Origin of the sequence: Peribacillus deserti, assembly GCF_002863585.1 — a bacterium.
GTDB lineage: Bacteria > Bacillota > Bacilli > Bacillales > DSM-1321 > Paraperibacillus > Paraperibacillus deserti_A.
The window spans coordinates 38,102-52,004 of sequence record NZ_PGUY01000031.1 but is presented as its reverse complement, the minus strand read 5'-3'; the positions used below and the strand labels follow the sequence as shown (position 1 = coordinate 52,004).

The following is a 13,903-nucleotide window of genomic DNA, read 5'->3' as shown; positions in this document are numbered from 1 at the left end:
TCTCTTTAGACAGTCTATTTTAGCTACTCTTCTTTCTCATTGAAGTATGCTATGAAGTTTTGTAAATGCAAAAAAGGGCTTCCTGTCCTGTAAATAAGGACGGGAAACCCGCGGTACCACCTTTGATTGATTGCATGATGCAATCCTCTTAACGGTATCAAAGCTTTTTGCTTGAATACCTGCCGCTTGTAACGCAGGGCAGACGTTAAAGCCTACTGCCTAATAATAAGGGTTCGGTTTAAAGCTCAGAAGTCCATTCGCTTAGGGAAATTATCCGGTTTTCACCAGCCACCGGCTCTCTGAATTCATTCTGCCTAAGGTACTACTCTTCGTCAACGCCATTCGATTCAATTAATATGATTATGACTATAAACCTTTCCATCAAACATGTCAACCATTTTATTTCAACAACTTCAAAATTTCAGTAAAAGGAAGTTCACTCTTGTTATTAAGCTATGTTTTTCAGAGCAGTTTTATTCGTCTTTTGAATGAGAGTTACAAATCCAGCGGCAGCACCGCATAAAACGCCGGCAGACATAAATATGACGGTGTAGGTACCGAACATCGTAAATAAAAGTCCACCACCAAATGCCGCGGCTGCTGCTCCCAGTTGATGTGCAGCAAACACCCATCCGTATACGACATTGCTGTTTTTCCCAAAGGCATCATTGCAGAGCTTTACTGTTGGGGGTACAGTTGCCACCCAGTCCAAACCATAAAACACCACGAAGATGCCTAAAGCTACGCCTGAAGATTCCAAAGCATATGGCAAAAATAGCAGGGAGAGGCCGCGTAGTCCATAATACCATAGGAGCAGCTTCCGGCTGTCCCAGCGATCGGAAAGCCAGCCGGAAATCGTCGTTCCGAGAATATCAAATATTCCCATGAACGCAAGCATGCCTGCGGCTGTAACTTCTGGGATACCCATTTCCATGCAGGCTGGTATTAAATGCGTTCCAATCAGCCCGTTTGTAGACAGGCCGCATACAAAAAAGCTTCCGGCAAGAAGCCAAAAATCCTTAGAGTGGAATCCGGTCCGCAGCCCTTCCAGAACGGCTTTAAATGGATTTTCAGTTTTGCTCTCTACTTCCTCTTCAACCGCTCCAAACGGAAGCACACCGGCATCCTTGGGATCATTTTTCATAAAGAGCGCAGCAAGGAGCAGTATGATAAGAGCAGAGCCTGCATTAACCATGGTTACCAAAATCCAGCTGAAAGAAGTGACCAGGTTAGCAAACAGAGGCAGAAAAACCAACTGGCCAGCCGCCCCGCTTGCCGTAAACAGACCTATGACCAGTCCCTTTTTTTCTTTAAACCATTTATTAGCCACCACCGCTCCCAGTACCGAGGAAGTTAACCCTGAGCCAATTCCCACGGTTATTCCCCAAAGAACGGTGTATTGCCAAGTTTCTGTCATCAAGGGTGACAGGCCTGTACCAGCCACAAGCATAGACAATGCAGTCAGCATTACTTTTCTAATGCCAAACCGATTCATCAAGGCCGCGGCAAAAGGACCGCAAAGCCCATACAATGCAAGATTAACAGATAAAGGAAAAGTCGCTTCAGCCCTATTCCAGCCAAACTCCTCTTCGAACGGAACAATCAATACACCCGGAGCCGACCTTACCCCAGCTGCAGCCAGGAGGGTAAGAAAGGTAATTCCACCGATGATCCAATAAATGTTCTTTACTTTTTTTGGTCCTGCTTCGATATTTTTCATACCTTCCATCCTCCGCAGATTACTCTCTCTCTAATTGCACCACAATTTTTTCACACAGCTCATGGGTAACCAGCGCATCTTCAGGTGTTATGCAGGGCTGCGAGCTGCCTTTTAAGAAATCTATATAATTATGAATCATCTGTTCAAAGCCGCGCTTCCTCAGTGTCGGCTCCCAGTCATTGCCGCCAGGCTTAGATTCAGTCTTATCCCTCAGAATAACCGTATCGGTTACATTGATGGCCGATCTTTTTTCTTCCGGACCGAAAACTTCTACCTTTTCCTCCGATGTACCGCTGTCCCGATTCATAACGCCGATTGCGGTACCATTTTTTGAAAGAAGCTGCAGGGTCACATGAGACAGCTTTCCTGAAACGGTTTTTTTACCTGTAATAATTGTCTGTTCTATTTCATAAGGATGTAAATGTCGTATTGTATCCACGACATGAATAAAGTCATCGAAAATAAACCGTCTCACCTCATCAGGATGGTCCTTACGGTTTTTCTGCATGATGACCATATTCCGATCTTTAATTTCATTTAAAAACTGATAAGGAGGAGCAAATCTTCGATTAAAACCAACTGTTAACGTCACATTCTTTTTCTGTGCCAGCTCCACAAGCGCTTTTGAAGATTCGTAGTTATATGTTATGGGTTTATCTACAAAAACATGAATGCCATGCTCTAATAAATTCCTGATGATTTCTTCATGTGATTCTGTGGCAGTATGTACAAAAGCACCTTTGACGCCTGACTGAATAAGGGAATCTAGACTTTCATGCAGCTCCTCCCAGCGATATTTCTCCCCTATTTCTCTTAATTTGTCCAGATTTCTCGTAAACAAGTGAAATTCCACCCCAGAAATTCCGCTTAAAATAGGGAGGTATGCTTTTTGTGCAATGTCACCTAAACCGATTACGCCTATTTTTAACATTTCTTAGCCCCCTGTTTAATAAAAAACGCCAGATTCATGATACAATAAGTAAAAGGAGTTGTGATTATACATGTATAATAGTAAAAAATGGGAAGAACCACAACCGAAAGAACAAATTGAAGTTTGGGAATGTCAATCAGAGGACTGCAAAGGGTGGATGAGAAAAGACTACTCATTCGAAGATCTGCCAGACTGCCCTTTATGCGGTGAAAAAATGGAAGCTGGAGAACGCCTTTTAGTTAAAATCACTCCCAACCTTCATAAAAAATCATAACTCAATTTTTTCCTAAGCAGCAATTATATGTTTTTTCACTTGAGTTAATCCTGATTGGATTAACTCTTTTTTGTTAAGGGAAGTGATAAGTGACTTTAGTAATCGTTGTGGTGAACTCAGTGAGTGGTATCCGGCGGACATCATGACGATGTGGTTAGCCTTTTATAAGCTTTATTGCTGGGAGATACTATGAGGCAAATATCAGGGCTGGGGAGCATCCAGCTGAAAATTCCGTCGCTCATTCTAAAGTTCTAATCTTGCGCTTAATTCCATTTTTCACTCTTAAATTTTGGTTTCGCTCTTAAATTCTGGTTTTCACTCTTAAATTATGGTTTTCACTCTTAAATTCTGATTTCTGCTCTTAAATTCTGATTTTCACTCTTAAATTCTGAATTTCGGTCTTAAATTCTGATTTTCGCTCTTAAATTCTGGTTTCACTCTTAAATTATGGTTTTCACTCTTAAATTCTGATTTCCGCTCTTTAATTCTGATTTTCACTCTTAAATTCTGATTTTCGCTCTTAAATTCTGATTTTCGCTCTTAAATTCCATTTTTGGCTCTTAAATTTTGATTTCCGCTACTTAAATTCAGATACTACTTAATAATCTCTTATTTTACTTTTACATCTTAAATTCCGTTTCTCCCTCACAAATTCTGATTTTCCCTCTTATAACAGCCCCTGGCGATCATTATTAAAGATACATCTATTACCAAGCTCTATACCGCGATAATCGATTGCACGAACATAATGAGTTTTCTTGGCAATATCCGCCCCTATGATCAGAGTCTGTCCAGTAATTTGTTGAATACGTTGATTCTTTTTGTCTTTTTGCTTATACTTCATGTGAAGCGTCCTCCTCTTTAGGGAATGAATGTCGGTCATTCAAAACCCAGCATACAGGAGGCGCTTTTTTTGTTCAAACCTCAAATTCTTTTAATACAGGAATTGCTCTTAAATTCTAATTCTTGTTCCTTAAGTTCCGATTTTTGCTCTAATAATACCCATTCTCCGCACAGAAATTTTATTTTCTGGTCTTAAACTTGTTAAATAAAAAAACAGGGGCTTCACGGTGTCCGCCCCTTGTATTGATCGGTATTTACCTGTACCTGTACTAAACTGGTTCCCTGTATAACTTCAATATCGCTTTCTGACGAGGGTTCCGGTATCTCTGTCCGTTCATCCTCGCAAAATGAAAGATAAGCACCAAGCGTATCTTCTGCAAGAGTAACTGCTTCCGTTCGTGTCTTACCCTCTGCGAAGCAGCTCTTGATGTCTGGAAACTTTACAAAAAAAGCGTCTTCCCTTGGCTCAACTAGCGCATAAAATTGATAAAACGGCATTTGCTCACCTCCCATGTTTGCCTCTGACAATAAGAGCTATTACTCTTAGTTTGTATCTGTCTGAGACAAATATAACTTTGCAGCCGCTAATTTTTTTGCATTTGCACGGATTTAACTGCATCTTCGTTCCAGAAAGCCTTCCCCAGACAAAAAAAAAGAAACCCGCATGTATGGAGTTCCCTTACGTTCAGTCATTAAAACAAACTAATTTTTCCCTTATTACTTTTATAGAGCTCACCCATTTTTGGGAAAACTTCAAACACACAGCTATCATATTCGCCTTCCATGTGAAGGCGGATGCCGGCATTCATCAAGTAATCGCCTGATTTAATGGCAGCGACTTTCCCGTTATAAGAGATGCAATAGCGGGACTCTGGCTTCAAATTTTTCAGTTTAAGTGTGAGGTGTTTCCCTTTTCGGGTCCTTCCTTTTTGTAATGCAAATATGACGGACCTTTGGTTTTTGGTATATTGGACAGCATGATAACCGCTATCTGATATGAAGCTTAATCTGTAAAAATGACCTTCTTGGATAATAGGTCTGATTTTTTTATAATAAGCAATGTTTTCCGATAGTATGTTCAATTCTTCAGCAGTAAGTGACTGCAGATTGCAGCCGACGCCCATGGTGCCCATCATGGCAGTATGGCATCTGAACTTCATGGGCAGTTCCCTTTTTGAGTATATATTAGGCGAGTCTGTCACCCATGATGCCATCGTTTTTATTGGATATGCCATGCTGAACCCACGCTGTATGGACAGCCGATCCAAAGCATCCGTATTATCGCTCGGCCAGAATTGGTCAAAGTACTGCAGCGCTTCGAAATTTACTCTGCCGCCTCCGGAAGCACATGCTTCCCATAGGACATGGGGATGTCTGTTCCTTAATTTTTTTATAATCTCAAAAACATGCCGATTGTGAAGAATCCAGATTTCCTGCTGTTTCTCTTTTGGAAGATTCAATGCTCCCGGCTCAGAAAAGGGCCTGTTCATATCCCATTTAATATAGGAAATGTCGTGTTTAGTTAATAATTGATCTAGAACATAAAATACATAGTTCCTGACTTCCTGTTTGGTTAGATTCAAAATCAGCTGTTTACGGGACAGGCTGTGTTCCCTGTTTTCGAAGCCGTACACCCAATCTGGATGCATTCTGAATAAATAACTATCTGGATTTACCATTTCCGGCTCAATCCAAAGTCCGAATTGCATATTTAAGTTCTTCACTTTTTTTATTAATGGATCCAGGCCTTCTGGAAACTTATCTTCATCCGGATACCAATCCCCGAGGCCAGACGAAGAATGCTTTCGGTTTTTAAACCAGCCGTCGTCGACAACGAAGAGCTCTACTCCAAGAGCTGCCGCCTTTTCAGCCAGCTCAGCCTGATTTTCATGATTCACATTAAAACGTACTGCTTCCCAGCTGTTATACAGTACAGGTCTTTCTGTTTCTCTATGTTCCTCTGGAATAAGGCACTTAAGGCTGAATTGATTCAAAGTGTTAGAAGCACCATTAAAACCAGCCTTGGTGTACCCGAAAATTACAGACGGCGTTTTAAAGCTTTCTTCAGAGGAGACAGTAATAACGGAATCGAAATCATTGATCCCCAGCAGGATTCTTGTATGGCCGAAAGGCTGCTGTTCCAGGGTAAGTTTAAAATTACCGCTGTGCGAAAGGATTCCAAAATACACCTCCCCCCTATGCTCTTCCGCATGGGCATCCACCATAAAGTATGGACTATGATTATGGGAAGTAATTCCTTTTCGACTTTCCAGCACATGTTTACCCGGGTTTATTTTATTCCGGAAGACGTTACCTTCGTTTGCCCAAGTGCCCTGGACATTAGTAATATAATAATTCGTCCCCATAAAGTTCCATTCCCCGCTATAAATCTTTTGTATGGTTAACTCATATTTATCCTCATTCTTCAGCAGTATATATCTTTCAATCATATCGAAATCTGGATATATTTTATAAACAAGCTGGATCTTAAGCCGGTAAAAAGCATCCGCTAACATGACGGATAATGTGTCATCTTCTGCCTCAAAGCCTTCATATACCAGGTGTAGATCTCGGGTGCCGTCTCCCAAGGATGCCTTTATAGAAGGCTCTTTGTATCGCAGCTGCCCCCACGCTGTGAATTCTTCCGGCATAATATCTTCCTTGGCCTCAAAGGTTGAAATACCCTTACTCACAGGAAGGTCAAAATCATCCAGACTGCTGATTTTCCCGCCCCAGTAAAGATGCAGCAAAGAGCCATCCTTATCGATGCAGAAGATGTAGCTGCTATTCTTACCGTCCAGTGAAAAAACTCTTTGGTCCCGACGAACACGAATGCCCATTCTATCACCGCCCGCTGTATTATTCCACGACGTCTATAGCCATATATATGGAAGATTAGGAGCGGTCATGCATGGAGGGGTTATTCGGGCAAGAAGTAATCTAATTTCTCACAGTTCTTTGTCTATTGTTTATGAGAGAGATACTTTGAAGGGCAGTGGTACAACCATATAAAAAGTGTTTCTTAATGAACTGTATTCTGGGCCAATGCCCCGACCTTACATATGATTCTCCTTCGCTTACTTCCCCCCCCTTCTTGTCCGATAAGTGCCCGCTTTTTTGTGCAGCCAGGTGAATGATATCCTCTGTATCATTTCATAGAAGCTTGGTCCTAATGTTTATATTCACAGGATTAGAGGAAAAAGAAAGTATTGAAAAAAACAAAAGTATATTTCATGATTTTTTTCAAAAGATAACCATTGAGACCAATTTCAGGAGGTAACAGCAATGTCAGATGTATCCAGTGTATTAAACCAGCAGGTGGCAAATTGGACCGTTCTATATACGAAGCTCCATAATTACCACTGGTTTGTTAAGGGACAAAACTTTTTTACGCTTCATGCCAAATTTGAAGAATTATACAATGAAGCCAATCAATATGTAGACGAATTGGCAGAACGCTTATTAGCCATAAAAGGACGCCCTGTAGCGACTTTAAAGGACGTCCTTGCGACTGCTTCCATCAGTGAAGCTTCAGGCAATGAAAATACAATGGAGATGGTAGAAACATTGCGTGCTGATTTCCAGCAGCTGATTAAAGAACTGGCAGCAGGGATGGAAGCTGCACAGGAGGCTGGAGATGAAGGAACCAGCGACTTGCTGCTTGGCATCTCTGTTTCGCTTGAAAAGCATTTATGGATGTTTTCAACCTTCTTGGAGGGATAAGATAAGATAAATAGTGCCGGCCAGGCACTATTTTTTTGTTTTTCTACAACAAAAACCGCTTTTCAGCATTTTAAACCTGTTTGCTTGAAACTTCCACTATTTACCGGATGGATTCTATCAATTTCCCTTTGTATAATATATCTTAATTTTCTATAATTTAAGTATCATATAGAAGGAGATGAGTCTTTGAATTCACGTCCGAAATTAATGTCGAAGTTCGTTCTGCCCCTCGCAGGTTTATTGATAATTGTTGGTGCGGTTTTTTGGATTATTAAAGGGACAACGAAAGAAATGACGATTCCATTTTCTTCTATGGCCGAGACGATCCAATCTGTAAAGGGTGAACCTGTTTCCCTTAAAGAACAGCAGGATGGTAAATTGATTCTTACAACTCCTCAAGGAAAGTATGTTTCTTATGTCCCTCCTAACAGCCAGATGGTAGATAAACTTGTAGAGAAATATAATGTACACTACACCTATTCTAGCAGCAGCCAGTATGGCGGCTGGATCATGGGCGGTTTAATCATCCTCATTATTGGCGGGGGACTTTTATATCAAAAGAAATCTAAAGGCGGCGTGGGTGCTTCTAATACAATAAAATCCGGCATTGCAAAGGCCCGTCCTCTGCCGAATATTACGCTTAAAGAAGTTGGCGGCCTTCCTGAAGAAATGAAAGAAGAAATTCTGCAGACTCTTTCCATCATAAAAGAACCGGAAAGATCAGCTAGTATTGGAATTAAGCCTCCAAAGGGCATTCTGCTCTATGGACCTCCGGGAACCGGAAAAACCCTGCTTGCTCAGGCAATGGCTCATGAAATTGGAGCCAGCTTTTTCACTGCCAGCGGTGCTTCATTCAACGAAATGTTCGTTGGGGTGGGTGCCTCCCGCGTCCGAAGCTTGTTCCAGGCAGCGCGGAAGCAGACACCTGCAGTCATCTTTATAGATGAAGTAGATGCTCTTGCAGCCAAGAGGAAGCAGCATGGCGGTGAAGAATCTGAAAAGACCCTGACTGAGCTATTAGTTCAGCTGGACGGCGGCCTTGATAATGAAGGGATCTTATTCATATCCGCTACAAACCGGAAAGATATGCTAGACGATGCTTTTCTTCGTCCGGGCCGTGTCGATTTTTCATTTGAAGTACCTCTTCCGGACACGCAGGGACGACGTGATATCATTGATATCCATGTAAAAGGAAAACGACTTGCAGACGATGTAGCGGCCTCTTTAGATACTCTGGCGGAAAGTACGTCCGGTTTTTCGGGGGCAGAGCTGAGCTCATTATTTGAGTTGGCAAGCAGAAGAGCTGTGAGAAATGGACTAGAGAAGATTACAAAAAGCGATTTAGATTTCGCACTCGACCGCACGATCTTAGGAAGCACGTCAAGAACCATGAACAACGAAGAAACAAAACGGAGAGTGGCTATCCATGAAGCCGGACATGCACTCATTTCTTCGCTCACCAAGCCTGGATCTGTTAGAAAAGCAACCATTATTCCACGCGGGCAGGCTTTAGGATATGTAGCTCCGATTCCAAAGGAAATGCACTTATCCACCGCTTCTGACTTAATGGATCGGGTCAAAATGATTCTGGCAGGCGGTGTCTCTGAACGGATGTTCCTCGGGGAGCACAGCATCGGTGTAGGAGGAGATGTCCAGCAGGCGAAACAAATCATTGAACAAATGGTTGATCTCGGAGTCCTTCAGGATGGATTTACCCTTTCATTCACGAAAGAGGATAAGGAACAAAAAATGAAAGAGCTTTTCCATGAAGCCCTGGAACAAACTGAAATGTTGATCGATACTCACCGCTTACAATTTGATGCTCTTGTAAATGCCCTTCTCAAAAAAGAAACACTTGAAGGCTGGGAAGTTGATCAGATTGTAAACGAGATGGACTTAATTGATTTAGCCATGGTTTAACCAGCTCAGCCTGAGCTGGTTTTTTTATACTTTGCTCTGTTAAAGTTGCCTGTTGATTGCAGCTAGCAGGCACTCGCTTTCCGCGGGCGGTCCGGGAGCCTCCTCGGCGCATGACGCGCCTGTGGGGTCTCCCTCGACTCGCTCTTCCCGCAGGAGTCTCGCATATCCGTTCCAATCAACACAGTGAAAAAATCAACAAAGAGCACTAACAAAGCCTTTTACTTAAAAATAAATACCTATTGATTTGCACAGTTGGACAACTCAATAGGGCTTGCTCTATTCGGACCGGTACGGGTCCCTCGTCGGGAGTCTTCCTTTTCCGTCTCATTCGTGACAGGCACCTTTATTTTTTTCCGCTCTGTACAAGGCGGTTCTCTTTTCGGCACACATTCATTAGAATATAATGAATGTGGATGGACATAAGTTTATCCGTACATACAGAAACTTTTATATTGGGAGAGGGTTATGAATTGAGCAAAGCAAACCGTTTTCTACACTATTTTTTATCTCACAGAGATGTTACAAATGAGCTGATTGGCAAAATCAGTAAAGACCATTACCAGTATAAGCCTACAGAAACTTCCATGACTGCAAGTAAGCTGGTCACTCACATGCTGGAGTCCTTTTATAAGTTTGCTGCGACTGCAAAGGCAGGAAACCCAAGTGCATTTCAAGAAAAGACCGAAGAGGAATCTGATCTGCAAAAACTAGCAGAGCTCTACACAGATAAGACCAGGCGGATTCTTGAATCTTTCTCAGACAGCGACTTTGAGAAAGAAATCGATGTATCCGCTATGTTTGGAAGGAATATGAGTGCGAGACAGTTCCTGCAAGTAGCGCTGGATCATGAAATTCATCATAAAGGCTCGTTATTTGTTTATGTACGTGAAATGGGTCATACAGATTTGCCGATGTTTGTAAAAAGGGGCTGATCATACAAACAACCAGGCTTGCTTATTCAGCGGTCCTGGTTGTTTGTATTAGATTTGCTTTACTAATTGAGTCAGAGTAATTCCGTTCGTTATTTCAGTTGTACCTGCCCGCTTAAATCCATATTTTTCGTATAAATTAACAGCCGGAAGATTCGCCGTTCCTGTACTTACTGTCATCTTCTTAAGATGAGGATTTTCTTCTAATAAATACTGGATGAGCCTCCCCGCAATTCCTTTGCGGAAATGTTCGGGGTCAACGACTAATCTGCAAATGTCCATGGTTTCCCCCAAGATTTCGAAAGAAATAAATCCGCATAGCATGTCTCCTTCATAATAGCCGGTAAACACTTCTGAACTGCTTTGGATATCTTCTGTCTGATCCTTTAATTGGGGAATCCCCTGAAACCCTATAAGTTCGGCTTCCCTTTTATACGCTGGAAGCTGGACCCTTAATATTTCCACAGCATCTTGTATATCAGTATGATTGATTTTTTTAATCATTGTTCCTCCCCCGTGACCGGCTCACTTTTTCTCTACATATTTCTTTCTTAGGAACTCCACATACAAATCATCGCGTACGAGCCAGGCAGAATATTGTCTTTTCACTACCCGTTCAGCGTCTGAAAATGCCGGGTAAATCCCAATTAACTCTTTATTTATTTCGAGCCGCCATTCTTTCTCGGCTTCCCTGCTGATTAAAATGGTGTCCTGATTATGGTTGCTGAACAAACAGAATGTTTCTGGTTCTTTTATATTATATCGATTATGAAAAGCATCCGCTTTTAGAGGTTCAATTAAAAACGGCTGTTCAACAAATAAAGAAAATCCCTCTTGTGTCAGATTGCAGCCTGATGCTTTTTGATGTCCCCCCCCATGATAGCGTGCAGCTACCTTTGATACATCGATATGGTCGTGGATAGTCCGAAGGCTTATTCTTTTACCGCCAACCATCACAATCGCTATGTAATCCAAGTGGCTGAACTCTTTCATCAATTCATTGCCAAGCTCTGAATGGTAGGATTCGGCATGGACAATTCCGGCACATTCACCTTCAATGAAGGTTTGGTATACTTCCCGCTTTTTCCTCCGGATATATCGGTCAATTTTATTTTCTTCTATGTCCAAAAGCTTCAATTCCAATTCATCAAAGGTGAATTTTTCACTATTCATAATCCTTGCAGACATTTTTTCTTCAAATTCTTCAATTGAAAACATAAAGAACAAATCATTCAGCCGCTTAGCATCCTGTATGGAGAGGCGGTCCCATTCCCATGTGTCGTACAGCCTGACAAGCTCTACGAATTCATCTGCTGCTTGTGAAGGACTTAAAAAATCCTGGCTGATTAAATAATGATATAAAAGCGAAGTGGCTGAAGCAGGCCGTCCTTCTTCATCCTCGACTGCTACATATCCCCAGTCATACTGATTGAGGTGAATGGCTGTAACATGATGATCGATCAAGGTTACTTTGCCGCCTCGGCTGATAAATTCTTCAATTCCTTCTTCATTTTTTTCATTTACGGATAAATCTGTTATAAGTAAGTTTTGTGAGAAATCATTTCTTTCGAGGAAATGCTCTACCTGCCTGTTTAAGCTGGATATTGAATTATATCGGACTTCAACTTTGTCTCCGAATGCAAGCTTGGCTAAAATCCCACAGCCCACTCCATCTAAATCATTGTGTGTCAGTAATGTATACATATGCAACCTCCAAATTGTAAAAGAAAACCTCTCTTATGTTTTGAATTACGCAAGAAATATATTCCGGTTTAAGATGGGATTATAAAACCCGGAAAGCGTTTATAGCTTCCCGGGCTTTATTTACATTTTAAAATGAGAAATGGTTGACTGCAAATCTTCTGCAAGCTTGGATAATGCTTCAGCCGAGGCTGTTACTTCTTCCATGGTAGCCAGCTGTTCTTCTGTGGCTGCTGAGCTTTCCAAAGTCGCTGCCGCACTGGTCTGATTAATTTCTCTTACTTCCAATACCGCTTCAGTAATCTGCCCGCTGGAAGCAGTCAACTCCTGAACAGAAGCGGATACTTCTTTTACTTTTGAAGTTACGGATTCTATTGAATGGGAAATGGAGTCAAAAGCTGCATTGGCTTCCGCAGATTCTGTTAATCCGTCATTTACTAATTGACTTCCTTTCTCCATTGACTGTACAGCTTGTTTAATTTCATCCTGGATCAAAATAATCATGTTGGTTATCTGATCTGCAGATCTCTTCGATTCCTCTGCAAGCTTTCTGACTTCATCTGCTACAACGGCAAATCCTCTGCCCTGTTCCCCGGCCCTGGCCGCTTCAATGGCCGCATTTAATGCCAGCAGATTGGTTTGGTCGGCTATTCCGGTAATCAAGCTGACAATATTGCTGATTTCTGCAGAACGGACATCCAGTGATTGAATATACTCAGAAGCTTCGCTTACGGAACCATGTATGAGGCCCATCTGATTCACAACATTCGCAATAGATTGCGTACCTTTTTTAGTGACTGCGCCTGCTTCCTCGGAAGCGGAAAGCATGTCATTACTGTTTTCAGAGATCTGTTCAAGGCCTGAGGTCATATGACTTACCGATAAGGATACAGTTTCAAACTGCTGCAGCTGTATTTCCATGCCCTGTGAGGCCCTTTGTGTGTTATGGGCAATTTGTTCTGCAGCGGCAGTACTTTCCTCTGAACTTGCAGCCAGCTGCTCACTGCTTGCGGCAACATGGCTTGCGGATTGATTAACCTCTCCCACGATCGTCCGCAGATTCCGTACCATATGATTCAGAGAAGCTATGAGTGTGCCTATTTCGTCTTTATTTTTAACTTTGATTTCATTGACTGCCAGATCACCGTCTGCTACTTTATTAATCGCCTTTGAAGCAGCGATAATAGGTTTAGTAATGGCATGATTCACAAGATACGAAAGCGTAAGAGCTGCTGCTAATGAGAAAATACTGATAGCGATGACAATCCACTGAGTCTGCTTAGTGGCGTGATTAGCTTCTGAGCTGACCTGATCCACTTTTTTTATCTGATATTCCACTGCTTTATCGACAGCTTCTCTGAAATTTGCACCAACATCTTTTGCGCTAGTTTTGACGATTGTCATATATAAGTTGGTATTCTCAGCTTTTTTGGCTTGGACCTCCTTTTCAATCACCATGTTATAGTCGCCTTGCAGTTCATCAATTTTCTTGACCAATTTAATGAACTCCGGGTCCTTTGATTGGGATAAAATCAACAGCACATTTTTCTCAAATTTATTGGCTGACTCCTGATATTCCGCCATATTCGCCTCATCCCCCGTAATGAGGAAGCCGCGCGCTTCGCTGGATTGCTGATTCAGCTCTGCTTTTAATTCCTTAACCCGTGTCATGCTCACTACTTCAGTATCTAACAGACTGGAATATGTATGATCAACCTGTCCTATCTCGTACCAAGCCAGTGCCGCCGCACAGCCAAGCAATAAGAAGAGGGTCAAAAAAGCTCCTCTTATTTTCGTTCCTACTTTCATCTTCAATTTCATATGCATTCCATCCTTCTGTGATGATTATGTATATCCATCTT

The 13,903-nt window shown here is 42.0% G+C and carries 11 protein-coding genes, 1 pseudogene and 2 other annotated features (1 of these 14 only partly in view); of the genes and pseudogenes, 4 read left to right on the top strand and 8 right to left on the bottom strand.

The genetic code is table 11. The annotated features are described in order from the left end of the window. Nucleotides 1-49, bottom strand: a binding site (T-box leader); it reaches 232 nt to the left of the window's first position. Between the two features lie 43 nt (nucleotides 50-92). Then, nucleotides 93-345 (bottom strand) — a binding site (T-box leader). Nucleotides 346-448: 103 nt separating this feature from the next. Continuing rightward, entirely contained in the window at nucleotides 449-1,720 is a 1,272-nt protein-coding gene (locus CUU66_RS10365) for an MFS transporter (RefSeq protein WP_101641777.1), read from the bottom strand. A gap of 19 nt (nucleotides 1,721-1,739) precedes the next feature. Continuing rightward, nucleotides 1,740-2,651 carry a Gfo/Idh/MocA family protein gene (locus CUU66_RS10360; protein WP_101641774.1) on the bottom strand — a complete coding sequence of 304 codons (912 nt, stop codon included), beginning with the start codon at nucleotides 2,649-2,651 and terminating at the stop codon, nucleotides 1,740-1,742. A gap of 70 nt (nucleotides 2,652-2,721) precedes the next feature. On the opposite strand from CUU66_RS10360, the gene CUU66_RS10355 reads away from it, so the two are divergent. Further along, the gene (locus tag CUU66_RS10355) at nucleotides 2,722-2,925 is read left to right on the top strand and encodes a cold-shock protein (protein ID WP_101641771.1); all 204 of its coding nucleotides are present in this window, start codon (nucleotides 2,722-2,724) and stop codon (nucleotides 2,923-2,925) included. A gap of 673 nt (nucleotides 2,926-3,598) precedes the next feature. Here the strand turns inward: CUU66_RS10355 and CUU66_RS10350 are convergent. The 3 genes and pseudogenes from CUU66_RS10350 to CUU66_RS10340 form a co-directional block, all read right to left on the bottom strand. Next, a pseudogene (locus CUU66_RS10350) lies at nucleotides 3,599-3,769 on the bottom strand (IS110 family transposase); the annotation flags it as partial. Between the two features lie 221 nt (nucleotides 3,770-3,990). Next, nucleotides 3,991-4,266: a type II toxin-antitoxin system HicB family antitoxin gene (locus tag CUU66_RS10345; RefSeq protein WP_180955241.1), complete on the bottom strand. Its 276-nt coding sequence runs from the start codon at nucleotides 4,264-4,266 to the stop codon at nucleotides 3,991-3,993. Nucleotides 4,267-4,460: 194 nt separating this feature from the next. Next, nucleotides 4,461-6,608 carry an alpha-galactosidase gene (locus tag CUU66_RS10340; protein ID WP_101641767.1) on the bottom strand — a complete coding sequence of 716 codons (2,148 nt, stop codon included), beginning with the start codon at nucleotides 6,606-6,608 and terminating at the stop codon, nucleotides 4,461-4,463. 445 nt (nucleotides 6,609-7,053) lie between these two features. Here CUU66_RS10340 and CUU66_RS10335 point away from each other — a divergent pair, with 445 nt between their 5' ends. The 3 genes from CUU66_RS10335 to CUU66_RS10325 all read left to right on the top strand — a co-directional run bounded on the left by CUU66_RS10335 (nucleotide 7,054) and on the right by CUU66_RS10325 (nucleotide 10,343). Beyond that, the gene (locus CUU66_RS10335) at nucleotides 7,054-7,491 is read left to right on the top strand and encodes a Dps family protein (RefSeq protein ID WP_101641764.1); all 438 of its coding nucleotides are present in this window, start codon (nucleotides 7,054-7,056) and stop codon (nucleotides 7,489-7,491) included. Between the two features lie 186 nt (nucleotides 7,492-7,677). Beyond that, on the top strand, nucleotides 7,678-9,411 hold the full coding sequence (locus CUU66_RS10330) for an AAA family ATPase (RefSeq protein WP_101641762.1): 1,734 nt from the start codon (nucleotides 7,678-7,680) through the stop codon (nucleotides 9,409-9,411). A 470-nt stretch (nucleotides 9,412-9,881) separates the two neighbouring features. Beyond that, nucleotides 9,882-10,343 carry a DinB family protein gene (locus CUU66_RS10325; protein WP_101641761.1) on the top strand — a complete coding sequence of 154 codons (462 nt, stop codon included), beginning with the start codon at nucleotides 9,882-9,884 and terminating at the stop codon, nucleotides 10,341-10,343. 48 nt (nucleotides 10,344-10,391) lie between these two features. On the opposite strand, the gene CUU66_RS10320 is transcribed toward CUU66_RS10325, so the two are convergent. From CUU66_RS10320 to CUU66_RS10310, 3 genes are all read right to left on the bottom strand, one after another. Continuing rightward, the gene (locus CUU66_RS10320; RefSeq protein ID WP_101641759.1) at nucleotides 10,392-10,844 is read right to left on the bottom strand and encodes a GNAT family N-acetyltransferase; all 453 of its coding nucleotides are present in this window, start codon (nucleotides 10,842-10,844) and stop codon (nucleotides 10,392-10,394) included. 21 nt (nucleotides 10,845-10,865) lie between these two features. Further along, a complete protein-coding gene (locus CUU66_RS10315; RefSeq protein WP_101641758.1) occupies nucleotides 10,866-12,044 on the bottom strand; it encodes a DHH family phosphoesterase in 1,179 nt (392 codons plus the stop codon). Between the two features lie 120 nt (nucleotides 12,045-12,164). Next, nucleotides 12,165-13,862, bottom strand: a complete 1,698-nt coding sequence (locus CUU66_RS10310; protein ID WP_180955240.1) for a methyl-accepting chemotaxis protein — start codon at nucleotides 13,860-13,862, stop codon at nucleotides 12,165-12,167. Nucleotides 13,863-13,903: the final 41 nt, after the last annotated feature.